The sequence below is a fragment of the Flavobacterium sp. GSB-24 genome, assembly GCF_027924665.1.
GTDB lineage: Bacteria > Bacteroidota > Bacteroidia > Flavobacteriales > Flavobacteriaceae > Flavobacterium.
The window spans coordinates 1503562-1528052 of the sequence record NZ_AP027043.1 but is presented as its reverse complement, the minus strand read 5'-3'; the positions used below and the strand labels follow the sequence as shown (position 1 = coordinate 1528052).

The 24491-nt window shown below is 33.0% G+C and carries 18 protein-coding genes and 1 riboswitch; of the genes, 2 read left to right on the top strand and 16 right to left on the bottom strand.

The features are described 5' to 3' along the window. Window positions 1-7: 7 nt before the first annotated feature. The 3 genes from cysD to QMG60_RS06875 form a co-directional block, all read right to left on the bottom strand. Window positions 8-907 carry a sulfate adenylyltransferase subunit CysD gene (gene cysD / locus QMG60_RS06885; RefSeq protein ID WP_057117574.1) on the bottom strand — a complete coding sequence of 300 codons (900 nt, stop codon included), beginning with the start codon at window positions 905-907 and terminating at the stop codon, window positions 8-10. A 148-nt stretch (window positions 908-1055) separates the two neighbouring features. Continuing rightward, the gene (locus QMG60_RS06880) at window positions 1056-1766 is read right to left on the bottom strand and encodes a phosphoadenylyl-sulfate reductase (protein ID WP_281867293.1); all 711 of its coding nucleotides are present in this window, start codon (window positions 1764-1766) and stop codon (window positions 1056-1058) included. Between the two features lie 25 nt (window positions 1767-1791). Continuing rightward, complete coding sequence (locus QMG60_RS06875; RefSeq protein WP_057117684.1) at window positions 1792-2679, bottom strand: sulfite exporter TauE/SafE family protein; 888 nt, start codon at window positions 2677-2679, stop codon at window positions 1792-1794. A gap of 311 nt (window positions 2680-2990) precedes the next feature. Here QMG60_RS06875 and QMG60_RS06870 point away from each other — a divergent pair, with 311 nt between their 5' ends. Further along, window positions 2991-3773: a sulfite exporter TauE/SafE family protein gene (locus tag QMG60_RS06870; protein ID WP_281867292.1), complete on the top strand. Its 783-nt coding sequence runs from the start codon at window positions 2991-2993 to the stop codon at window positions 3771-3773. 74 nt (window positions 3774-3847) lie between these two features. Here the strand turns inward: QMG60_RS06870 and QMG60_RS06865 are convergent, their stop codons facing one another. From QMG60_RS06865 to QMG60_RS06815, 11 genes are all read right to left on the bottom strand, one after another. Then, window positions 3848-4258: an Rrf2 family transcriptional regulator gene (locus QMG60_RS06865; protein WP_008466594.1), complete on the bottom strand. Its 411-nt coding sequence runs from the start codon at window positions 4256-4258 to the stop codon at window positions 3848-3850. 133 nt (window positions 4259-4391) lie between these two features. Beyond that, window positions 4392-4895 (bottom strand): RDD family protein, encoded by a 504-nt coding sequence (locus QMG60_RS06860; protein WP_281867291.1) that lies wholly within the window; start codon window positions 4893-4895, stop codon window positions 4392-4394. Between the two features lie 137 nt (window positions 4896-5032). Then, on the bottom strand, window positions 5033-6205 hold the full coding sequence (locus QMG60_RS06855; RefSeq protein ID WP_134139210.1) for an aminotransferase class I/II-fold pyridoxal phosphate-dependent enzyme: 1173 nt from the start codon (window positions 6203-6205) through the stop codon (window positions 5033-5035). A 128-nt stretch (window positions 6206-6333) separates the two neighbouring features. Next, window positions 6334-6762 (bottom strand): OsmC family protein, encoded by a 429-nt coding sequence (locus QMG60_RS06850; RefSeq protein WP_281867290.1) that lies wholly within the window; start codon window positions 6760-6762, stop codon window positions 6334-6336. Window positions 6763-6841: 79 nt separating this feature from the next. Then, complete coding sequence (thrA, locus tag QMG60_RS06845) at window positions 6842-9256, bottom strand: bifunctional aspartate kinase/homoserine dehydrogenase I (protein ID WP_281867289.1); 2415 nt, start codon at window positions 9254-9256, stop codon at window positions 6842-6844. 1 nt (window position 9257) lies between these two features. Beyond that, the gene (locus tag QMG60_RS06840) at window positions 9258-10241 is read right to left on the bottom strand and encodes an alpha/beta fold hydrolase (RefSeq protein ID WP_281867288.1); all 984 of its coding nucleotides are present in this window, start codon (window positions 10239-10241) and stop codon (window positions 9258-9260) included. 79 nt (window positions 10242-10320) lie between these two features. Beyond that, a riboswitch (SAM riboswitch) is annotated at window positions 10321-10428 on the bottom strand. Window positions 10429-10617: 189 nt separating this feature from the next. Next, window positions 10618-10821 (bottom strand): hypothetical protein, encoded by a 204-nt coding sequence (locus QMG60_RS06835; RefSeq protein WP_057117582.1) that lies wholly within the window; start codon window positions 10819-10821, stop codon window positions 10618-10620. Window positions 10822-11464: 643 nt separating this feature from the next. Next, window positions 11465-12553, bottom strand: a complete 1089-nt coding sequence (locus QMG60_RS06830) for an aspartate kinase (protein WP_281867287.1) — start codon at window positions 12551-12553, stop codon at window positions 11465-11467. A gap of 212 nt (window positions 12554-12765) precedes the next feature. Then, window positions 12766-14070 (bottom strand): O-acetylhomoserine aminocarboxypropyltransferase/cysteine synthase family protein, encoded by a 1305-nt coding sequence (locus QMG60_RS06825; RefSeq protein ID WP_281867286.1) that lies wholly within the window; start codon window positions 14068-14070, stop codon window positions 12766-12768. Between the two features lie 61 nt (window positions 14071-14131). Next, on the bottom strand, window positions 14132-14326 hold the full coding sequence (locus QMG60_RS06820) for a hypothetical protein (protein ID WP_281867285.1): 195 nt from the start codon (window positions 14324-14326) through the stop codon (window positions 14132-14134). Between the two features lie 401 nt (window positions 14327-14727). After that, complete coding sequence (locus tag QMG60_RS06815; protein WP_281867284.1) at window positions 14728-17574, bottom strand: TonB-dependent receptor; 2847 nt, start codon at window positions 17572-17574, stop codon at window positions 14728-14730. Window positions 17575-18106: 532 nt separating this feature from the next. Here QMG60_RS06815 and metK point away from each other — a divergent pair. Further along, window positions 18107-19357, top strand: a complete 1251-nt coding sequence (gene metK / locus QMG60_RS06810) for a methionine adenosyltransferase (protein WP_057117586.1) — start codon at window positions 18107-18109, stop codon at window positions 19355-19357. A gap of 110 nt (window positions 19358-19467) precedes the next feature. On the opposite strand, the gene QMG60_RS06805 is transcribed toward metK, so the two are convergent. Then, window positions 19468-21714: a hypothetical protein gene (locus tag QMG60_RS06805; protein WP_281867283.1), complete on the bottom strand. Its 2247-nt coding sequence runs from the start codon at window positions 21712-21714 to the stop codon at window positions 19468-19470. A 92-nt stretch (window positions 21715-21806) separates the two neighbouring features. Further along, window positions 21807-24491, bottom strand: coding sequence for a carboxypeptidase-like regulatory domain-containing protein (locus QMG60_RS06800; RefSeq protein WP_281867282.1), 2685 nt, complete (start codon window positions 24489-24491; stop codon window positions 21807-21809).

Below are 24491 nucleotides of genomic sequence, written 5' to 3'. Positions count from 1 at the left end.
ACAATTATTAAAAGTATCCTTGTTGTTTTCTCTTTTCCATTGCAGCTTCAGAACGTTTATCATCGATTCTAGCTCCTCTTTCAGAAATCGTTGATGATCTGATTTCTCCCACAACTTCTTCGATTGTTGCTGCATAAGATTCAACAGCAGCTGTACAACTCATATCTCCAACGGTTCTGAAACGAACAATTCGTTCTTCGATTTGTTCGTCTTCTTCCTGATACACAAAAGGAGAATGCGACCAGATTAAACCGTCTCTCAAAAAAACTTTTCTTTTATGTGAAAAATAGATTGATGGAATCTCGATTTGTTCTTTTTCGATATAACTCCAAACATCTAATTCTGTCCAGTTTGAAATTGGGAAAACACGAACATTTTGTCCATTTTCGATTTTTCCATTTAAAATATCAAACAACTCAGGTCTTTGATTTTTTTCGTCCCATTGTCCGAAATCATCACGAACAGAAAAAATACGTTCTTTAGCTCTTGCTTTTTCTTCATCACGGCGAGCTCCACCAATACAAGCATCAAACTTAAATTCTTCAATTGCATCTAAAAGTGTTGTAGTCTGTAAGCTGTTACGGCTTGAATATTTCCCAGTTTCCTCAACCACTTTTCCTTCATCAATAGCATCCTGAACATTACGAACGATCAACTCTAAACCTAATTCTTCAACCAATTTATCTCTGAAAGCAATTGTCTCAGGAAAATTGTGTCCCGTATCTACGTGCAATAGAGGAAACGGAATCTTTGCAGGAAAAAATGCTTTTTGCGCTAAACGCACCAATGTGATAGAATCTTTTCCTCCTGAGAAAAGCAAAACCGGTTTGTCAAACTGTGAAATTACTTCTCTGAAAATGTATATTGCTTCACTCTCTAAAGCGTTTGTTTTTAATACTGAACTCATTGTTTTTTTGTTTGATATTTTGTTGTGAAAATTTTGTTTCAGGTTTAAAGTTTCAAGTTTTTAACCTGATCTAAAATCTTCACTCTTTACTCTATAATCTATTTTCTATTCTCTAAAAAAAGTCTTGCCTCTTGCTTCTTCTAAAACTCTACTCTTTCTTAGCACTATGAAGCCCGCACTCCTTATGGCTAGATTCCCACCACCATCTTCCGGCTCTGATATCTTCACCTGGGAAAATTGCTCTTGTACAAGGTGCACATCCAATACTTACGAAACCTTGTTTGTGTAAAGCATTTTGAGGTACATTGTTTTCCTGAAGATAAATTTCAACTTCTTCTAAAGTCCATTTTAAAAGCGGATTGAATTTTATGATTTCGAAGTTTCCATCGTACTCAAACAAGTTTAAATCTTGTCTGTTTTCTGACTGCTCAGCTCTTAAACCTGTAATCCAAACTGAATTTCCTGCCAAAGCTTTTCTTAACGGAACCACTTTTCGAATAAAACAGCATTCTTTTCTGTTTTCAACTGAATCGTAAAAGCTGTTTGGTCCTTTTGTTTTCAGAAGATTTTCTACTGAAGCAGCTTCTGGAAAAAAAACTTCGATTGGTCTTTTATACTTTTTTAAAGTTTTGTGAAAAACGTCGTAAGTTTCTTGAAACAATCTTCCGGTGTCTAAAGTAAAAACAGCAATATCAGTATTGCTTTTTGCAATAAAATCTGTAATTACCTGATCTTCCTGACCAAAAGATGTTGAGAAAATTACTTTTCCTGGAAATTTTTCTGCTAAAAAAACTAACGTTTCATTTAGCGAAAAATCTTTAGTTTTTTCTAATAATTCTTGTACAATAATCGCACTCATAATCTCTTTCTCCCTATCTAAAGAATTATAATAATTTAGATAATGTTTTTAAACTCAATAATATAATTAGAACTCCAACCGCAATCATCATTGGTTTTCTTTTAATTTTGTTTACCAAATATGCTGCTAACGGCGCTGCAATAACTCCTCCTAAAATCAATCCAATGATTACCTGCCAGCCATGAATACCGCCAAAAAGCATGAATGTAATGCCGCTAGCAAATGAAATTGCAAACTCAGCTGCATTTACTGAACCAATTGTATATCTCGGATTTCTTCCTCTTCCTAATAATGTTGAAGTTACGATTGGCCCCCAGCCTCCGCCTCCAACTGAATCCATGAAACCACCAAAAGCGGCCAAAGCACTTAATTTTTTAGTTTTCTTCTTTACAATTGTTTTTTTCAATGCTTTTCTAATGATTACAATCGCTAAAACAATCATGTAAACTGCAATAAATGGCTTAATAATATCACCGTTAATTATGTCCGACAATAAGTAAGCTCCTGTAATTGAACCTAAAACACCTGGAATCAATAAATGTTTTACCAGTTTTTTATTGATATTCCCAAATCGGTGGTGTGAAAGTGCCGATGCTCCCGTTGTAAACATTTCTGAAACGTGTACCGCAGTACTGCTCACCACTGGCGGAACTCCATAAGCCAATAAAAATGATGTTGAAGTTGCTCCGTATCCCATTCCTAAAGTTCCGTCTACCAATTGAGCAAAAACTCCAATGGCAAAAAACACTAAAAATTCTTCATTAAATCCTTCAACAAATCCATTCCACGAAAACTCAGCATGATGATTGTATATTAACACGGTTAATAAACCTACTAACAAAACAACAGGAATTCCAATCCAAAGCTTTTCTTTTAAAGAATCGGCCGTATTTATTTTCAGTTCTTTTTCCATATTAAAAATAATTCTTTTTGTTTTCAAAACCTATTACCCTATCGGGTTAATAGATTACTTTGCAAAAATAATACTTATTTCTAAAATACAAAGTAATATTTTTATTTTTTTAAGCCTTAATTACTAATTCATTGCATTCTAAAAGAGGTATTTAGAACTTTGCTTGAATAATTTCACAAATAATACCATTTTCCAAGATATTCAAACAATATAAGCATCAAAAAAACTTGTGTATTAAATACGTTTTCCAATCTCTACAATATCTATAGGATAATTATAAAAATGTCGTATTTTAGCGCCAAATTTTTTCTATGGATTTTCAAATTGGTCTTGTAATCGCAGGTTTAGTAGTTGGTTTTATTGTTGGATTAACAGGTGTTGGAGGGGGCTCTTTAATGACCCCAATTTTATTATATTTCAATATTCCTCCCACAACAGCTGTAGGAACAGACCTGCTATATGCTGCCTTTACCAAAGCTGGCGGAATATTTGTACACAATAAAAAAGGAAATATAAATTGGAAAATTACAGGATGGCTGACATTAGGAAGTGTTCCCGCTGCTTTAGTAACGTTGTGGATACTCAACAGTATTAAAACAGATATCGAGACAATAAATCGCGTTATTAAGTACAGTTTAGGCTGGGCATTATTGTTTACTTCTGTTGCTATTATATTTAAAAACAGAATTTTAAAGTTTTCGCAAAAACATGCCGGAGATAAATTTCATAGCGAAAGCCATACTCAAAATATGCTGACTGTTGGCATTGGAGTATTATTGGGAGCGACTGTAACTTTAACTTCTATTGGAGCCGGTGCTTTAGGGACTGTAACTTTGTTTTTCCTTTATCCGCTTTTACCAACTCCTCGGTTGGTAGGAACTGAAATTGCTCACGCTGTTCCATTGACTTTAGTTGCTGGAATCGGACATGCTTCTATGGGAAATTTAGATTTAACGCTTTTAGGCCAATTATTAATGGGATCACTTCCAGGTATTTATATTGGAAGCAGTTTAAGCGGAAAAGTTCCTGATCTATTTTTGAGAAATGCTATTGCTGTAATGCTTTTTCTGGCTGGATATAAATTGATTTTTTAGAACTGTAATACTCAACATAAAAAATGACTATTTTAGAATCTAAAATGGTCATTTTTATTTTTAAAAAGAAAATTCTAAAAAGCAATATCTGCTAAAGAATTACTTTCTAATATTTTAAGTGTATTATCTCTAACTTCTGTCATTAAACGACGTGCGGCGCAGGTAGACTCATCATCACAGTCATCACATCTTTCGTAGAAATTATGACTGGCACACGGTAATAATGCAATCGGCCCTTCTAGAATACGATACACTTTTGCCATGCTAATATCCTTAGGATCTTTGATCAGGTAGTAACCGCCGCCTTTTCCTTTTTTAGCTCCAAGAAAACCAGAGTTTCTCAAAAGCAATAAAATACTTTCTAAAAATTTAATCGAAATATGTTCACTTTTCGCAATTTCAGCAATTTGTACAGGTTCGTTATTTTCTCTCCTGGCTAAATATGTAAGAGCTTTAATTCCGTATTTTGTTTTCTTTGAAAGCACTAATGTATAATTTTAGATTGTAGAATTTAGATTTGGGATATTCAGATCAAACTCTTACAAATTATTAAACAACAAAAATATGCTTTTTGTTTGAACTATCACAAAAGAATAAAGTTAAATTCTACTAATTCTATCAAATTACTTCGTTAATTCCAATCAAATTAACTTTATAAAAGATTTCCATGTCTCGTTCAAGATCATTTTTATTTACCACATAAGTTTTTGATATGGAATCATGCCAAAATCTACCAGACTTATTTAAAAATGAAAACACATCGAAAGGAATTAAACGACATAAAGTTCGAATAAAAATTTTATCAAATTTTGGCTTCTCGCCATTTTCGGTAACAATTGTTATACCTGTAGCAAATTTGCCCATAGTCCCTCCAAAGAAAGATTCCATAAGCAGATAATTAAAGAGTAAAAAAGTAAAAACTGCTAAGTAAGTGGAATCAGTCACAAATCTTTGCCAAATAGAGAATATATCCCAATTAAAAATATTTCCGATGATTACAATTATAAAACCAGATACAAAAATTGAGACAATTGCAAAGATAAAATCAACAATACCACCTTCAAAACGTTTTCTATCCGAAGCAAGTAATTTTTTATCAAGAATGTAAATTCTATTGCTCATAACTAATTGAAATTAATATTGCCGTCTAAAACAAAAGTATATTTTTTATCAACAATTTAAAAAAAGAAAACGATTTTCAACTGTATTAAATTTACAGCTAAAAATCGTCTTTACTATTTGAAAATTGAAATATATAATTAAGCTAATGCTTGTTTTAAATCTGCAATTACATCTTCTACAGTTTCTAAACCTACAGAAACACGAACAAGACCTTGCGTAATTCCAACTGCTAATTGATCTTCTTCAGATAATTTGCTGTGTGTTGTAGAAGCTGGATGCGTTACAATTGTTCTGGTATCTCCAATATTTGCAGACAATGAACAAAGTTGTATCGAATTCAAGAATTTTCTTCCTGCTTCAATTCCACCTTTAATTTCAAATGCGATGATGTTACCGCCAGCTTTCATCTGTTTCTTTGCTATCTCATATTGCGGGTGCGATTTCAAAAACGGATATTTTACGCTGTTTACATTTGGATGACTTTCTAAAAACTCAGCTACTTTTAAAGCATTTTCGCAGTGTCTGTCCACACGAACTGCCAATGTTTCTAAACTTTTTGATAAAACCCAAGCATTAAATGGCGATAAAGCTGGACCTGTATTTCTAGAGAACAAATATATCTGTCTGATTAATTCTGCATCTCCAACAGTTACTCCGCCTAAAACTCGTCCTTGTCCGTCAATTAATTTTGTTGCTGAATGGATAACCAAATGTGCTCCAAATTTAATTGGCTGCTGTAAATAAGGTGTTGCAAAACAGTTGTCTATAATTAAAATCAAGTTGTGTTTTTTTGCAATATCTCCTAATAATTGTAAATCAATAACATCAACACCAGGATTTGTTGGTGATTCGGCGTATAATATTTTGGTGTTTGGTTTAATAAAACTCTCGATTGTTTCTGGCTTATTGATCTCAAAATATGAAGTTTCGATATTCCATTTTGGAAAATAAGTCATAAACAAAGCGTGAGTAGAACCAAAAACACTGCTTGCAGAAACAATATGATCTCCAGAGTTTAATAATGCAGCAAAAGTAGAATATACTGCTGCCATTCCCGTTGCAAAAGCATAACCAGAATCTGCACCTTCCATTTTGCAGATCTTGTCTACAAATTCTGATGTGTTTGGATTACTGAAACGGCTATAAATATTTCTTTCTTTTTCTTCTGTGAAAGAAGCGCGCATGTCCTCTGCATCTTCAAATACGAAACTTGACGATAAATACAATGGCACCGAATGCTCTAAATACTGTGATCTTTCTAATTGTGTTCTTATGGCTTGTGTTTCAAAACCAAATTCTTCTTTATTCATTGTGTTGTTTTTTGTTTTTTTTGAAAAACTATTTCGCAAAGATTCACAAAGTGAACACTAAGTTTCGCAAAATATTTTTCCTTTTCAGCTAACTGAGAATTATCTAATTCTCAAATTGACTAATTTAATTAACTTAATTCTTCGTTGTTTAAAACGACTTTATATTTAATAGCTGCTGTTGGCTCAACTGTTTTGGCAACCGAACAGTATTTCTCGAAAGAAAGCTGTGCCGCCTTTTTTGCTTTTTCAGGATTGATTTCTCCTTCTAAATAAAAAACCACATCGATTTCTTTAAAAGGTTTTGCTTCTTCGATTTGAACTCTTGTTCCTTCAACCTCAGCATTAAAAGAAGTGATTTCCTGACGCTGCTTCTTTAAAATTGAAATCATATCAATTGCACTGCATCCTGCAACGCCCATTAATACAAGCTCCATTGGACTAGCTCCTAAATCGCTTCCGCCGAATTCGGCTCTGCTGTCAACGTCAACTATATGTCCGCGTTCATTTTTTAGTTTAAAATGAAATGCGTCATTTACTCTGTTTAAGGTTACTTTCATTGTGTTGTTATTTTTTTTGTTTTGTTATAGCCTTGTAAATCTAAAATCTCAAGTCTAAAATCTTCAATCTAAAATCGTATTACCCTTTATCTGACAATCTCAAAATATCTCCAAATACTCCTCTTGCCGTTACCGCAGAACCTGCACCAGCTCCCTGAATAACGATTGGGCGATCTCCGTAAGATTCTGTGTAAATTTCAAAGAAAGAATCAGAACCTTTTAGTCCGCCTAAGGCTGTATCCGAAAGTACTGAAACTAATTTAACTTCTAGATTTCCTTTGTCATTTTGTAAATCGCCAGACAATTCGCCGATATATCTTAGTACATGATTTGGCTGTTGGTCTGCTTTTATTTTAGCGTAAATCGGATCAAATTCTTTTAATTTCGTCAAGAAATCAGCTGCACTTCCTTCACGTAAATGCTCTGGAATAAGATTCTGAATAGAGATTTCTTCAAATTCGTTTTGTAAATCTAATTCTCTAGCCAAAATCAATAATTTTCTTCCAACGTCATTGCCGCATAAATCCTCACGCGGATCTGGCTCTGTGTATCCGTTATCAATTGCTTCCTGCAGGATTTCACTAAACGGAGCATCTTTCGCAGAGAAATTATTGAATAAATAACTCAATGTTCCCGAGAAAACACCTTTAATTTTTGTGATGTTTTCCCCTGAAAGATGCAGTAATTTAATCGTATCAATTAATGGTAATCCTGCACCAACATTGGTTTCATACAAATAATTCTTTTGGTTTTCAGTTAAAGCTTTTCTCAATTCTTTATAAAAGCCATAGCTTAATGTATTCGCTACTTTATTCGAAGAAATCAAATCGAAACTGCTTTCTACAAGCGGAATATAGTTTTCTACGAAAGGCGCACTTGCCGTGTTATCGATCGCAATTAAGTTTTCTAAATGATGTTCATTTGCGTAAGCAATAATATCTTTTATAGTATATGCCTCGCCTTTGGTTTCAATTTCATTTTTCCAGTTTGCAGTTACACCATATTTATTTAAAAGCAGCTTTTTTGAGTTTGCAATAGCAAAAACATTCAGCTTAACATCTTTACGTTTTTCAATTGCTGCAGCCGATTCTAAGATTTGGTTAATTAAAGTCCCTCCTACTAATCCGTGGCCAAAAATCGCGATGTTTATTTTCTTAGAAACACCAAAAATTTCTCCGTGAATTACGTTTAAGGCTTTGTTTAATTCTTCTTTTTTAACAACCAAACTCACGTTTTTACCTGTAACAGTGTTGTTAAACAAAATCGGAACAATTTTATTTTTGATTAAGGCTGTATATGGTTTATGGAATGTACTTAAATCTTGTCCGATAATCGAGATTACTGATACATTATCTGTAACTGTAATTTGATTTACGTCTTTCGAATAAAAGTCATTTTCAAATTCTTTTTCTAATTCTACAACTGCAGTTGTCGCTTTATCTGTTGCTACAACTAAGCCAATTCCTCTTTCTGAAGATCCTTGCGAAATAATACTAACACTGATATTATGATCGCCCATTACCTTAAAAATACGGGCATCTACTCCAGCTTTTCCAAGTAATCCGCGTCCTTCCAAATTCACAAGAGAAACATTTTCTAAAACAGAAAGTGTTTTAATTCCTTCTTTGGCAGAATCGGATGTAATTAATGTTCCGCGGTTTTCGTGATTGAAAGTATTTAAAATACGAAGCGGAATATTTTTTTCTAATAACGGAATTATCGTTTTGGCATGCAGAATTGTTGCTCCAAAATTAGCCAGCTCATTTGCTTCGTTAAAAGACAAATATTCGATTTTTTTAGCATCTGCAACTAAATCTGGATTTGCCGTGTAGATTCCGTCTACGTGTGTAAAGTTTTGAAGTTCTTCGGCATTTAAATAATTAGCGATTAACGAAGCGGTATAGTTACTGCCGTTTCTACCTAAAGTAGTTGTGTCGTTGTTGTTGTTGGAACCAATGAAGCCTGTAACTATATTAACCGTTTCGCCGTTATGTTCTTTAAAATAATTTACTACGTTTTTCTTTGAAAGCTGTTCTAGAGGCTGTGCATCACCAAATTTAGAATCGGTTTTCAGCAGTTCTCTTGAATCTACAAAATTGGCCGGAATTCCTTTTTCCACTAAAATAGCAGTCAATAATTTAGCCGAAAGCAATTCTCCTTTTGATAGAATCTGATCTTTGATTTTTTTACTGTAATCGCCAATTAGACTTACTCCTTCAAAAAGTTTATCTAAAACATTAAATTCTTCCGAAAAATCTACATGCGGATAATCTGATATTTGATATTTTTTAAAATTCTCTAATAATTCTTTATAACTGCCATTTTTAGCAGCAATGCTTAAAATAAATTCTAATTCATCTGTTGCGTTTCCGCGTGCAGAAACTACAACTGTAATTTTTTCACCTTGATTTACTTTATCCGAAATGATTGAAACAACTTTGTTAAGTCCTTCTCCGTTTGCTAATGATTTACCTCCAAATTTTAATACTTTCATTTTATTTTTTTATTGTTTCTGCCTTAAAAATGTCGGCAAGTAAATGATCTAATTGTTTGTACTCGATTAAAAAAGCGTCATGTCCGTGAACCGAATCAATTTCGCTGTAGAAAACATTGTCTTTAAATTTCTTCAATTCTTCGTAGGTTTCTACGTTTTCTTTTGCTGTAAAAAACAAATCCGAATTAATTCCTACTATATGAATTGATGCATTTGATTGTGACAGTAAGTTTTCAAAACTTTCACTATTTCTAGTAATATCAATTGTTTTAAGCAGCTGATTCATTAATTTATAAGAAGCTAACTGAAATCTTTGCTGCAATTTTTTTCCGTGATGCGCCAGCCAGCTTTCGATATTAAAAATCAAAAGATCTTGATTGATGGTACGCTGAAATTTTTCTTTGAATGATTCTGGCGAACGATAACACAACATGGCGTGTATTCTCGCATCTTCGATTGGCTTTGAAGAATTATTGAGAATTTGTTCTTGCAGGAAGCAATTGGCAATAAGCCAGTCTGTCGATTTCCAATCGCTTGCAATTGGGATAAGATGTTCTGTGATATTTGGTTCTAAAGCTAAGATTTCCCAAGCAATTCCGCCTCCAACTGAGCCTCCAATTATAGCATAAAGCTTTTCAATATTTAAATCTTTTAGTCCTTCAATAAAAATTCGGGCAATGTCTCTGGCAGTAAAATCTAGATAATTTTCGATTAGGAAAGAATTGCTTCCATTTCCTGGAATATCAAAAGCTAAAATGGTATAGACAGCAGTATCAATGGTTTTACCTTCGCCAATTAAGTTATTCCACCAGCCATTCTCGCCAGTAACTTGGGCGTTTCCTGTCAAGGCATGATTTACCAAAACAATAGGCGCACTATGCAAAGGCTGACCAGCAATAGTAAAACTTAAAGGCAGTGTATGATAAAGCGCACCATTTTCTGTGGTGAAATTTTGTATGCTAATAGGGTTTGGTATATTTTCCAATTTCAAATCTGTTGTATTATCTGATTTGTATCTGGAAATATTAGAAAGAAAAAACTAGTATAAACTAGAAAAATTCTTGTTGTTATCTTTCCACGTTGGGCGTGGTAGAATGCAGCACCTTCTTCGAATTAACGAAGGGTTGCTAAGGATTCATCGGGTCTAATCCCTCGTCCTTTCTTTATAACATTTCAATACTTTTTTGAACTTAACGAGTGCAAATTAACTACTAATTTCTTTAACAAACAAATTTTATCGAAACTGTTTGCTAAATTTCATAAACATATTGCAGCAAAAACTATTATACGCAAAAATTTACCGAACAGAAATGCCCAGTAAAATTAAGCAGGCCGAAGCCTATTTTGCGATGCTTTTTAATTTAGATAAAAAGCGTTTCATTTTCTTTTGAATACATCAAAAACAACAAAGAATTTGGTGTTATTTTTTCGGTATTTTTATCCGTTTCAGTAATTCCGAACCTTGGGTGAGCCAATTCGTTTGCTGGCGGCGGCGGATTATTTCTTTTCGTTCTTTTGTTTTTCAAAGTAGAAATCGTTTTTGCTAAGTAGTTCAATGTGCTCATGATATTAAGTTTTAGTTTAGTTGCGTTTTATAATCTTTATTTCTTTTTTATGTTTATGTTAAATCGCTTTCAGGAATAAAAAAACCCTTTTGGAATTTCAGATACCAAAAGGGTTAAGTTTTTTAAACTCATTTATTCTTTTAGTATCAACAGACGTTCACGCAAATAAGCGCGACAGCAAACATCTTGTTCATCTGTAAGGATTTATTCATCTGTGATTTATATTGTATTTTATTTAAATTCTGCATTTTTGTGTAAAATTAAAAAGCCTCCCAATATGTTTTGGGAGGCTTTACTATATATTGTATTCTTACAATTTTTTAAGCAATAGACAACCCAGCCTCGGTTATAACCGAAATGGCGCAAAACATTTTGTTGACTTTTAAGTTCATTTGATTGTAGTAGTTTTTGGGTATAACAAATATGCAACTATTATTTTTATTAAACAAATAAAATTCAAGAATTTAATTACAAAATACGTTAAAAAGTGATTTTTTTACGTCGAAAAACATCTTACAAAAATAATTTACAGAAAAAGACTATAAAAAATTGATCAATAAGCAGTTTTAAAGCTTTCTAAACTTCCTTAACGAATCAGTTTATCAAAGAACATTAGTTATATTTTTTATTTTCTACGAAGTTTTTAAGACCAAACGGCCTCTTTATTTCTAATTCTTTCCGCTACTTTCAAAATATCGGTTATAATTCCTCTCGAAATTGCCTGTTTGCACGGCGATGCACTTTGGATTACAATTGGAACCTGTGCGTAAGATTGTGTATAAATTTCAAAAATGGTATCCGAGCCCTTTAATTGTCCAATTGCAGAATGTGCAGGTTCTGAAATCAATTTGACTTCCAGCTTATTTTTCTCAAAATCAAATTCGCCCACATAACGAAGTACATGGTTATCAGACTGTGTTATTTTTGCTATTTTAAATGATTTGTCAACTGCTTCTTTATTCAGCACTCCATTTTGTTCCAGATGATTTTCTGTAATAAAAGGATGTATTTGAATATCTGAGAAATTGAAATCTTTGCCCACTTCTCTTGCCAATATTAGAAGTTTTCTTGCCGTGTCGTTTCCAGATAAATCTTCCTTGAATGTTGATTTCATTAATCCCAAAAGACTTGCATCTTTTAAAACGGATGAAAACGAAACATCTTCAGAAGAAAATCTATTAAACACGTAACTCAAATTATCTGAAAATACTCCTCGAATCTTGGTGATTTTTTCTCCCGAATAATACAAATCTCTTAAAGTCTGCAAAACCGGAATCCCTGTATCGACAGATGTTTCATACAAAAACTCTTTGTCATACTTTTTAAGATTTGATCGCAGCTCTTTGTACAAGTCTATCGGCAGTGTGTTTGCTTTTTTATTGACAGCCACAATATTAAATCCGTTTTTGATAAGCGTATTATAATGTTTCACCAATTCATCACTGGCTGTTGCATCTACAGCAATCAAGTTTTCGAATTCATTTTCTTTAGCAAATTCAATAATATCTTCTACTTTAAAAGGAACAGCCAATTGTCTAAAATTGGTTTCCCAAGCATAACCAACACCTTCTTTCTCGAAAAAGGCCACTGTAGAATTGGTTATAATAGGAAAATGAAAATCTACGTTTTTACTTTCAAGAAAAAAGTCCTGACTTTCAATAATCTGATTAATCAAAGTACTTCCGATATTTCCAATTCCAAAAAGGATAATGTTTATTTTAAGCTTTGACATAATTTCTACTATTTTGTTTTTTAGCCATATAAGTGATATAAGTTCATTTAATTTTCTTTGCGTTAAATTGCTAGACGCACTGTGGTGCATTTTACTAAATGAACTTATATCACTTATATGGTTGAATTTTTATAATGATGCTTTTCATAAAAAATTACCTTTAGCAATAACCAATCACTAAAGGCAATCTTTCAAACAAAAAACAAAAAAACCTAATTTTTATTAATACTGTATTGTGATAGCGAAACACTCTCAAAAACAGTTTGCAGATCTGCAATTAAATCTTCAATATCTTCAATTCCCACAGACAGACGAACCAAATCTTTTGAAACTCCTGTTTCGATTTGTTCTTCATCTGTTAACTGCTGATGTGTGGTACTTGCCGGGTGAATAATCAGCGATTTAGTGTCGCCAATATTGGCTAGTAAAGAGAATAATTTTGTATTATCTACAACTTTTTTAGCAGCATCAAAACCACCTTTTAATCCAAAAGTAATGATTCCGCTTTGGCCTTGTGGCAAATATTCTTGGGCTAAATCGTAATATTTATTCGATTTTAAACCTGGATAATTTACCCACACGACCTCATCTTGTTTCTCTAACCATTCGGCCAAAGCCAAAGCATTCTCACTATGTTTCTTGATTCGGATTGGAAGTGTTTCTAATCCTTGAATAATCTGAAAAGCATTAAATGGACTCAAAGCAGAACCAAAATCACGCAGTCCTTCAATTCGCGCTTTTGCAATAAAAGCCGCATTTCCTAAAGCTTCGTGATATACTAATCCGTGGTAACCTGCAGACGGTTCGGTAAATTCAGGGAATTTTCCGTTTGCCCAGTCAAAATTTCCAGCATCAATGATAACGCCTCCTAAAGAAGTTCCGTTTCCAGCGATATATTTAGTTAAGGAGTGAATTACAATATCGGCACCATATTTAATTGGGTTCAATAAGTAAGGTGTCGCAACTGTATTGTCTACTATAAATGGCACTTTAAATGCTTTGGCTTCTGCCGAAATTCCTTTTAAATCTAAAACATCTAATTTTGGATTTCCCAGAGATTCAACAAAAAAAGCTCTTGTATTTTCTTTTGCCGCTTTGGTAAAATTTTCTGGTTTTGAAGGATCTACAAATGTTGTTGTAATTCCTAATCTTGGTAATGTAACTTTCAGCAGATTATAAGTTCCTCCATATAAACTGTTTGATGCTACTATATGATCTCCAGCTTTTAGCAAAGTCAATAATGTTGTAGAAATTGCCGATGCTCCAGATGCTGTTACTACCGCTCCGATTCCGCCTTCAAGTGCTGCCAGACGCTGTTCTAAAACGTCGTTTGTCGGATTATTTAATCTTGTATAAATAAATCCAGCTTCGGCAAGACCAAATAAATTGGCAGCGTGATCTGAATTGTTAAATACATACGATGATGTCTGGTAAATTGGCACTGCTCTTGTGCTTCCGTTTTTAGTAACATCGTGTCCTGCGTGTAATGCGTTTGTTGCAAATTTTTGTGTACTCATGATTTCTTAGTTTTTTTAGGTATTGTTATACGTTTATATTGTAATTAAGTTTTGAAATGACTTAAATAAAAAAATCTTCTCCTTCTTCTTCAAGTGCGTACATGTGAAACAGTACTGATTTGTGAGTTTTTAAATATTGTTCCGGGTTATACTTTAAAGTATCACTCGTTGTTTCTTCAACTTTATTATTATTTTTTTGAGAATCTGTTCTCAATAAGTATTGAAATGCAATTGTATTTATATCTAGTGTATTCATGATTTAAAATTTAAAATGTTGAAATGAAAAAAGCCCTTTCGGATGGCTACCAAAAGGGCTTATAGTTCTAACTATAACAAAGATTTTATCTTTCACTTTTGGCAACAGCAAGTCGGGATGCACATTTGCATCATTCCACAACACATCATATTTCTTCTTGCTATTGCTTTCATTTTTTAAATTGGCTTGTTTTTTTAATTCGACTAATTCGATAGAGTAAATGTAGTAATATTTTTTTAACTACCAAATTAAAATTCGATTTTTATTATTAAATTTTTATAATCACTTATTATATATACAATTATTCTAGAAAATGTCTCCAATTTAGCCACAGATTAGAGAATTAAAATGATTAAACAAACCTTTTAATTTGATTAATCTGCGGCATAAATTCTGAATTCTTAAAATTTAAAGCTTAAACGTGCAAAACCAAATCTTCCGTTCAATCCAAATTGAGAAACTGCTCTTGAATAAGCAAACTGATTTGCATTGGTCAAGTCTGTACTTGGCGCTGGAGATAAAGTTGGAGTTGTATTTGTAAAAGCTGGAGTTGCCGGATTGTTTCTATCTGGATAAACGTCTCCTATATTATTAAATCCAACAGTCGCTCTAAAATGTTCGTTAATCTGATATCCGAAAGATAAATCTGTTACTAATTTTGCACTGTATTCTGGATGCTCGTATACAGAAGCTGATCCGTCAAGATTCACATCTGTTGCTCCTGGATCTGTAACTTTTCCGAAGTAGCTGTTTCTTAAATAAATATCTAGTTTTTTGATGCTAAAAGTTGTCATCAGGTTTGCTTTTAATTTCGGAATGGCTTCTTCTAAATAAATTCGGCTTGATTCTGGAAAGAAAGAATAAATATATGGATCTCCTCCTGCATCAATTATTGATTGCGGAATGTGTAAATCTCCAACTCTTTTGGTTTCATTGTAACTCAAAGCAAAATCATTTCTGATTACGAAATCCTGAATAACATCATATTTTTGAGATATTACCAAATCAATTCCTTTAGTTTCAGAGTCGATTCCGTTTGTCCAGAACGAAGCTCTTTCTACACCTTTCAAATCAAATGCCTGTTGGAACAATGTCAACGCTTCTGCCTGCGTTGGAGATGTAGCGGCAGCAATTTGCGCATCTGTTGGTCTTGCATATTGTCCCGACAATACAACGCGATCATTGATTCTTGTAAAATAAGCATCAGTAGCAATGGTTATGTTAGCTTCAGGAATTTTAAATGTAAATCCTGTACTGATGCTTTTTGATTTCTCTGGCTTTAGGTTTTCTACACCAATACTTTTGGCTGCCTGCGAATCGTTTGTAAAATAACCTACTTGATATGGCGAACCATTGATGAATTGTGTTGAACTTGCTTCAAAATACTTTTGCTGTAATGAAGGCGCTCTAAAACCTGTTTGTCCAGAAATTCTCCAATTAATATTATCTGTCAATTTTAAAAGAGAGGCTAGTTTAAAAGTAACTGTACTTCCAAAATCTGAATAATTTTCATAACGTGCAGCTCCATTTACGAGCCATTTTTCTGTTGCATTCAATTCTAAATCAATATATCCTGCACCACTTTTTCTATCTCTTTCTTTAGCATCCGAAGGCTGGAAACCTGAAAATCCCTGCGCTCCTGCTCCACGTTTGTTTCCAAAGAAATCAGTAACTATTAAAGGAGAAGTGCTTGGTAAAATTCCCGTTACTAAATTTCCGTTTACATCATATAAGCCGTAAGAAGCTTCATCTCCTTGTTTAATTTGGTAATTTTCATATCTGAATTCCCCGCCAAAAGCAACGTTTAATCCTGAAAGAACATCGTATTTTTTACTAAAGTCTAAATTGGTTGTACTTTGTAAAAACGAAACTTTACCGGCATCGAAACTAAAAGGAGAATTTGTTCCAAGAGTTGCATTAATAGTATTGTTTACATCATATTTAAATGAGTTTGTTCCAAGGTTTGTACTTAAATCGGTATCAAAACCAAATAATTCTGTGTTTACGCCAACCGCTGCAGAAGCATCTAATATATCTGATTCTATTTCTGGCAAAAATCCATTTTGATACACTTGCGTAAAAGTTCCAGAACCATTTGGAAGTCTGTTAAACGCATACGATTTTCCATTTCTATACGACACTCCACCAAAAGAGTACAAAGAAGTACTTTCAGATAAAGGATATTTTGCATTATAAAATGCCTGACCAGAAGCAAGTTCTGACTGGCCAACACTCATATTATAGTCACTTCTTTGCTGTCCTCTGTAGGCTAATTCATTATTAGTAACATCAAAATTCAAAGCTGTCTGCATTTGCGCAATTGTTGTTGCAGATGCGATTGCAGTTTGCTGTGCTGCTGTAAAATAGCTCACTTGAGGCGCATATTGTTGTAATGAACTAATAATTTGTGCCGAGTTTCCAGTCGTATTAATGTTGCTGAATAATGAATTTATTTCAACTCCATTTTGTGCTGCTCTATTTTCAACAGCATTATAGGCATTAAAAATACCGTTGTTTCTAATTCCTGCTCTGCTTGTTGCTTGTCTTGTAACGGCAGTTCCTGTAATATTGAAGAAACTTCCAGGTTTTCCTAATGAAGTTCCGTAATTTAAATCGACTTGAACAGTTTGCCCGTCTGCTCCTCCTTCGAAATTATTAGATCCAGATGACAAATTAGTTCCGTATTGAATTCCTCCAGTAAGAAAGTCAGCGTTCTTTTTTAATACAATATTAATTACTCCGGCAATTGCATCAGAACCGTATTGAGCCGCAGCTCCATCTCTTAAAACTTCAATTCTTTCTATTGCAAAAGACGGAATCGCATTTAAATCTGTTCCAACAGAACCTCTTCCTGGCGATCCGTTTATATTAACTAAAGCACTTGTGTGTCTTCTTTTTCCGTTTACTAAAATTAAAACCTGATCTGGTCCTAATCCTCTTAATTGCGCTGGATCAACGTGATCTGTTGCATCTGCTGTTGATGTTGCGTTACTTGTAAACGAAGGCGCAACATAGTTTAATATTTGAGTTACGCTGGTTTGCGGCGCACCTTTTGTTATTTCGCCCACGTTAAAAACATCAACCGGAACCGGCACATCTGTTTTTACTCTGTTTTTACTTCTAGATCCAATAACTGTTACTTCTGTTAATTCATTACTCTTTAAAGTATCCTGCTCTTTTTTATTGTCCTGAGCATAAATACCTGAAAATGTAAAAAGACCTAAAACGATTAGTACATTTTTTTTCATTTTTTTAACTGATTAATTAGTTGTTTTTGGCTTAAAAAAAATCTTACAGCTTTCTTTTTTGAACAAAAAAAACCTCTGCGGTCTGCAGAGGTTCTATATATGTTGTTGAAAAAAAACTACAATAGAGTCTCTGCGGATAACTCCGGCATCTTACAAGACATCATATTGCAAATTGTAAATTTCATTTCTTTCTGTTATTTTAACGAAGCAAATGTGCGAACTATTTTTTAATCGACCAAACAAAAACCAAAATAATTTCTATTACCCTATCAATCTAGTATGTTTTTGTTAAATTTCTGTTGTAAAAAATAAAAAAAGTTGAACTTTAATTTGCAAATCAAAATGGTTTTATACCTTTGCACCCGAATACAGAGGAAAAATTTGAACTGATTGCAACCTCTTCATAATGAAATGGTTCGTTATGAATACTGAAAGATAGATTTCAGTAGTAAAAAATGCTAAAGCAGGAACTCTCCTTTAGCACTTTCAGCAATTACTTTTTCCTCGCTTAATGTTAATTTAATAAATTATTATGGCTTATTTATTTACGTCAGAATCTGTTAGTGAAGGGCATCCAGACAAAGTTGCAGATCAAATTTCGGATGCTTTAATTGATAACTTTCTGGCATTTGATGCTGATTCAAAAGTAGCTTGTGAAACATTAGTTACTACAGGTCAGGTAATTTTAGCAGGTGAAGTAAAATCGAATACTTATCTTGATGTACAACAAATTGCACGTGAGGTAATCCGTAAAATTGGATATACTAAAAGTGAATATATGTTTGAAGCGAATTCTTGTGGAATTCTTTCTGCAATTCACGAGCAGTCTGCAGACATTAATCAAGGGGTTGACAGAGCGAAGCCAGAAGAGCAAGGTGCTGGAGACCAAGGAATGATGTTTGGTTACGCTACAAACGAAACTGAAAACTTCATGCCTTTGGCACTTGATTTATCTCATAAATTATTACAAGAGTTAGCTATTTTAAGACGTGAAAACAAAGAAATCACTTATTTACGTCCAGATGCTAAATCTCAAGTAACTTTAGAATACAGCGACGATAACAAACCGACTCGTATTGATGCAATTGTTATCTCAACACAACATGACGATTTTGATGAAGAAGCTGCAATGCTTGCTAAAATCAAAAAAGATATTATCGAAATCTTGATTCCAAGAATTATCGCTAAAAACCCAGAGCACGCTCATTTATTCAACGATAAAATCAACTACCATATTAACCCAACAGGAAAATTCGTTATTGGAGGACCTCACGGAGATACTGGTTTAACAGGAAGAAAAATCATCGTTGATACTTACGGTGGAAAAGGTGCTCACGGTGGTGGTGCATTCTCTGGAAAAGATCCAAGTAAAGTAGATAGAAGTGCTGCTTATGCTACACGTCATATCGCTAAAAACTTAGTTGCTGCAGGTGTTGCTGATGAAATCTTAGTTCAGGTTTCTTATGCAATTGGAGTTGCTGAGCCAATGGGAATTTTCATTGAAACTTACGGAACTTCAAAAGTAAACTTAACAAACGGTGAAATCGCTAAAAAAGTAGAAGCTATCTTCGATATGCGTCCTTACTTTATCGAGCAGCGTTTAAAATTAAGAAACCCTATCTACAGCGAAACTGCTGCTTACGGACACATGGGACGTAAACCAGAAACTGTAACTAAAACTTTCTCTGCTCCAGGCGGAAACGAAAAAACGGTTACTGTTGAGTTGTTTACATGGGAAAAACTTGATTTTGTTGACCAAGTAAAAGCTGCATTTGGATTGTAAATCTAGACTTATAGACTAACTTAGATTGTTAGATATCTTAGTTAGCTAAACATAAAAAAGCCGATTTCTTAAATTAGAAATCGGCTTTTTGCTTTTAGAACTTAGTCTTATTAATATGTTCCGTTTTGCATTTTTGCTAACGTGTCTTTAATTTCAGTCGCAGTTTCTTCTTCAGTCACACCAGATAAATATTTCACTGCTAAAGTCTGAGTTTCGATTGCTTTTTGCTTTTGCCCGTCTTTATAATACAACTGCGCCAAAGTATCTAAATAATACGGATTGTTTTTAGTAACAACCAAACTATATTCAGACCATTTGATAGCATCTTTTAAAAAGTTAGAATTCTGAGGTTTCAACACTACAGTCCACGCTGCAGTATTTGCTAGGTTAGAATGATATTCTTTAAACATATTCCATCCGTCATAAGAATAACTTGAACTAGAATCTAATCCTGCAAAAATGGCGTCTAATTTTTCAATTGGACTTGTTCCAGCCAAAGTATTATCAAAATAGGTATTGAACTCTTTTAAGAAAGTTGTGTTAGAACCATCTTTGTCTTCAACCTGACCTAAATAATCAAAATAATTGCGGTAAGCATCAAAATTACCTTTACCAGACGCAATTATCTTTTTATAAATAGAATTGACTTTTTCTTTATTGATATTTCCTGTAACTCCATCTTGAGATGCATAAAGGTTTAACTGTAACGCATTTGAAATTTCAGTAACTGGACTTCCAACATTATGAAGTTGTCCTACTATACTATTGAACTCTGCACGTTTGTTTTCTATATCATCAGAATGTTTAAGCAAATAGTCTATCGCCAAGAAATCGGTGTCGTTTAAAATTTTATCTTCATTAAAAAGCTGTTTTGTAAATCCTTGGTTTTTGATTTCCTTTACAATTGTTTCAACCAAATACATATCTGATTTAGTATCTTTTTGATGAGCTTCAATTAATTTTTTCCAACTTGCGGCAACTTCTTTTTTGTCTAAAGGTGTTTTTGTGAATACAAATTCTGTTGAATTAGGATCTGTTACTACATCTTCTGAATCGTAGTCATAAGAAGCTTCGAGCATTGCTGCTTTATTAAAAGCCTTAATTATATCGGCATCACCTGCTTTTTTATTCTTTAAAACAGTATTCATTGCTAAAAAAGCATCTGTTCGCAGAAGTTTGCGATAAAAATCACCATAATAACTAAATTGATATTTCTGAGCTTCTAAATCAGATTTTGCAACTGCTAGTATATTGCCTTGACCGTTCAATACCAATACGCTTGGATCATTTGTTATTTTATTGTTTTTGAGCCATTTTTTATCATCGGCTCCAGCCAAATAATAATTAAAAACATCGTAAACAGGATTATAAGCATTGTACATACTATATCCTGCTTGAGTTTCTTGATCTTTTATAAATAAATCAAAACTCTCTTTTGCTTCTTTTTTACTATTGACATAAACTCCTAAAAACTTATTATTGTTTGATTCTTTAGTCGCCGAAATGGCTTTGTTCAGATTATTTTCAATTTTTAATTTAAAATCATATTGTGTATAAGCTGGAGTTGCTACATCTTCAACGGCAACCACAACACTATCTTTTGCAACAAGTCCTGTCCCAAAATCTTCGTTCACCAAAACATTTTCTTTACCTGGATAAGTCCAATTTGCAATAGACAAACTTTCTAGAGGAGTAACTTTTGAAGTTTTGGCTGCTGGCTGAGGATCTTTTTCATTAGTAAAAACTAAAGGATTTAATCCTGATTTTTCAGAGATTATCAATTGATTGGTTTTTCTATCAAAAAATCCTGAAATTTTCAAATCTCCCAAAACTGCCAATTCATAACCAATTGTTATTTCAGAAACATCTTTTGGCAATGCATATTTATTAACCGTCGTTGGGTTGTAATTATCTTCAAATACTAAATATAAAAAGTCTGCTTTTTCAATTTCAAAAGTAAGATCAGTTTCCTTCCATTCTGGATCTATCTTCGTTTTAATGTCTGAAATTCTTTGGTATTTAATTTCTTCTTTACCTTTTTGAGTTCCTATATAAAAGGAATAGTACGAAGGATCTAAGAATTTTACTTTTATGCTTTTAGCTTTTTTATCTACTTTAAAAGAAAGATCAAAATTAGTTGCTGCAGCTGTGTTTTTAGCAAACAGCAATGAATCTCCTTTTACCTCATAGTCACCTGAATAAAATACAAGTTCATATTTATTACCATCCAATAAATTTAATTTGATTTTCTGGCCTTTGTTTGTAGATAAATAGGTTCCTTTTTCATTATTTTCTTGAGAAAAAGACATAGAAATTGCCGAAGTAAATAGCAATAAACTCCAAATAAAATTGCGCATAATATAAAAATTTGGCTGTTAATATTCATGTAAAGATATTCCATTCTTATTTAAATAAACACCTTATTTATAAAATTAAACCAATTCTATTACTATAAATTATATTTCATCGAAAAGATGATGTATCGGGGCTGTACGGTATATTGAGAAACTCTTGTAGAGAATTGCGTAAAATTATCATCGTTCAAATATCTTGTATTTAACAAGTTGGTTGCCGAAATTTTATACTCCCATTTACTGTTTTTCTTTTGATAAATTAAACTGGCACTTAAGAAATCATATTCATTATCGACCGTTTTATCTCCGTTGTAATAATGGTAAAATTCATACTCCGAAACAAACGAAAAACTATCTAAGAAATAGTAATCTAATCGAGCAAATGGTTTATCGGTATAAAAGGTAGAACCGCTGTATTTATTCACCAAAAGATTGTACCCAAATTCGATATTCGGGAGTTTTTTATAATTTGTTGATGCTTTTACGGTGTAACTCTGCACAAAACTTTCGGTTGTTCTCAATTCGTTATCTTGAATATTATTGAACTTTGACCAGTTGATACTCGCACTTGCCGATGCTTTGTAATTTTTTAAAAACGAACGTCCATAAGATCCCATTCCAGAAAAAGTTTCATCGGCTAAATTTGAATTGTATGGAACTGAAGATTGGTTAATTCCATCAAAATCTGCTTTCGTTTTAATAGCATCTACTTTTCTCGTGTAAGTTGCATTGGCAAAAATATTTTCAAAATTGAACATATTATACTTGAAATAACGAAGCGAATGCACTTGCGAAGTGGCATTTTCTAAAAATCGATTTCCATGAAACAAATTGCTGTAATTGGACAAAACATAACCTGCTGCCAACTGATTAACATCTGTAAAATCATTGGTTAATGAGAAATTATAAGTCAATGTTTCTGATTTTTTAATTTGATATAAAGCAAAGAAATCCGGCAGTAATTTGGTAAAACTTTGAGAATAATCGCTTCCTAATTGTCCGTTTGTCATTTGGTAAGAATGCAGGCTGACTCCTGGTGTTAAAGTAAATTTTCCCGCTAAGATTTTATAATGAAAGCCTAGAAAAGCATCATTAAATCTATAATCTACATCATTGTTATTCGCCGAATCATTCAAATCATTTCGTGTTCCGTTATCCAATATTTGGAAAATATGAGAATTGAAGTTTTGATACGAATACGTATTTCCTAAAGTAATATTGATATTGCTTTTTGGCGTTACCATATAATAGTAATCCAGTTTAGCATCTAGTTTATTGGTTTTTACAAAACGATTTTGATTGTAATCATTTCGATCTTGTTTAACAAATCCTGACAAACGAAAAGGAAGCGTCTCCAGATTGGCATTGTAAAAAGGATTCTCGTCTTGGTACAAATGCTGCATTTCAAAAGCAAAAATATTTTTATCGCTTTGCGTGTAATACAAACTCAAGTTCTGATTAATCGAAGTTGGATCTTGCTTTTTTGTTGTAAAAATAGTTTCTGGAGTAGATTGGTTCTGTACAATCTGTTCTCTAAATAAATCTGAAAATTCTTCTTGTTTGGTCAACTTGGTTAAGATATCATAATCAAACTGAAATTTATCGTTTGGTTTGTAAGTCGAACTTAATTTGAAAAGTCCCAAGTTATTCTTTTGACTTGTATTTTCGTCTCTTTTTTCCTGATTTCCAGAATTTAAAAATGTAGTCTGAGATTTGGTTTCTAATTCTGTTTTTGAAGTAGAAAGAATTCCGAAACCACTGATATTCCAAGCTTTATTGACTGAATAAGCAAAGTTTGTTGCGCCAAATTTTGTTTCAATTTCTTTAGCGCGATTATTTCGAAGCAATGAAATTCCTAAATCGTTTGACGAAACATTAAAACTGCTTCCACCTTTTTTCATTAGATTTTTGAATCCTCCGGTGAACTTAAAATAATCCTGTGCCGTTAAAGGTAATTCTCCAATATTATTAAAATTGGTAATTAAATTGATGCTGTATTTCGGACTGTAATAAAATAGTTTTGGGTTAATTATATAACGGCTGTCTAATTCTCCAACGCCAATTCCTGCGGTAACATCTCCAAACCAAAAGTTCTTCTTTCCATCTTTTAGTTTAATATTCATCGCCACATTGTCTTGATCGTTTTCCAGACCTTTTAATGCACTGACTTCATTATAATTTCTAAGAACTTGGATTTTATCAATGGCATCTGCGGGAATATTTTTTACGCCTAATTTAGTATCTCCGTCAAAAAAATCTTTTCCTTCAACCATCAATTTACTGACTTTTTTTCCTTCCACTTCAATTTCTCCGTCGGCATTTACCTCAACGCCAGGTAGTTTTTTCAAGACATCTTCCAATTTTTTTTCAGTTCCTGATTTAAAAGAATCTGCGTTATAAACAATCGTATCTCCTTTTATAGAAACGGGCATTTCGCGTACAATTTCAACACCTTCCAATTCAATTCCTGCTCCATCCAACACAATATTCTGGTTCATGTTTTCAGCTTTAGTTGTTACGGCGATTTCTTTCGATTTCATTCCGAGGTAACTAACTTTGATTGTATAAACAGTATTCGGTTTTAAAGTCAGCTGGAATTTTCCTTTATCATTGGTAATTCCGTAAGAGTCCATTGCTTTTGTAGCTGTATTTACAGCCATAATATTGGCCATCTCCAACGGATTTTTTTGTTCGTCTTGAATAAATCCATCAAAACGAATACTTTGTGAAAAAGAAACAGAAGTAATTAAAAAAGCTAAGAAAAGATATAATTTGCTCAT

Bases quoted from the DNA above. Each gene is read 5' to 3' on its own strand.
- QMG60_RS06850 (WP_281867290.1), bottom strand. From the start codon at position 6,762: ATGAAAGTAACCTTAAACAGAGTAAATGACGCATTTCATTTTAAACTA.
- QMG60_RS06835 (WP_057117582.1), bottom strand. From the start codon at position 10,821: ATGAGCACATTGAACTACTTAGCAAAAACGATTTCTACTTTGAAAAAC.
- QMG60_RS06825 (WP_281867286.1), bottom strand. From the start codon at position 14,070: ATGAGTACACAAAAATTTGCAACAAACGCATTACACGCAGGACACGAT.
- QMG60_RS06805 (WP_281867283.1), bottom strand. From the start codon at position 21,714: ATGCGCAATTTTATTTGGAGTTTATTGCTATTTACTTCGGCAATTTCT.
- QMG60_RS06820 (WP_281867285.1), bottom strand. From the start codon at position 14,326: ATGAATACACTAGATATAAATACAATTGCATTTCAATACTTATTGAGA.
- QMG60_RS06815 (WP_281867284.1), bottom strand. From the start codon at position 17,574: ATGAAAAAAAATGTACTAATCGTTTTAGGTCTTTTTACATTTTCAGGT.
- QMG60_RS06880 (WP_281867293.1), bottom strand. From the start codon at position 1,766: ATGAGTGCGATTATTGTACAAGAATTATTAGAAAAAACTAAAGATTTT.
- QMG60_RS06855 (WP_134139210.1), bottom strand. From the start codon at position 6,205: ATGAATAAAGAAGAATTTGGTTTTGAAACACAAGCCATAAGAACACAA.
- QMG60_RS06830 (WP_281867287.1), bottom strand. From the start codon at position 12,553: ATGTCAAAGCTTAAAATAAACATTATCCTTTTTGGAATTGGAAATATC.
- QMG60_RS06875 (WP_057117684.1), bottom strand. From the start codon at position 2,679: ATGGAAAAAGAACTGAAAATAAATACGGCCGATTCTTTAAAAGAAAAG.
- QMG60_RS06870 (WP_281867292.1), top strand. From the start codon at position 2,991: ATGGATTTTCAAATTGGTCTTGTAATCGCAGGTTTAGTAGTTGGTTTT.
- cysD (WP_057117574.1), bottom strand. From the start codon at position 907: ATGAGTTCAGTATTAAAAACAAACGCTTTAGAGAGTGAAGCAATATAC.
- QMG60_RS06860 (WP_281867291.1), bottom strand. From the start codon at position 4,895: ATGAGCAATAGAATTTACATTCTTGATAAAAAATTACTTGCTTCGGAT.
- metK (WP_057117586.1), top strand. From the start codon at position 18,107: ATGGCTTATTTATTTACGTCAGAATCTGTTAGTGAAGGGCATCCAGAC.
- QMG60_RS06800 (WP_281867282.1), bottom strand. From the start codon at position 24,491: ATGAGCAAATTATATCTTTTCTTAGCTTTTTTAATTACTTCTGTTTCT.
- thrA (WP_281867289.1), bottom strand. From the start codon at position 9,256: ATGAAAGTATTAAAATTTGGAGGTAAATCATTAGCAAACGGAGAAGGA.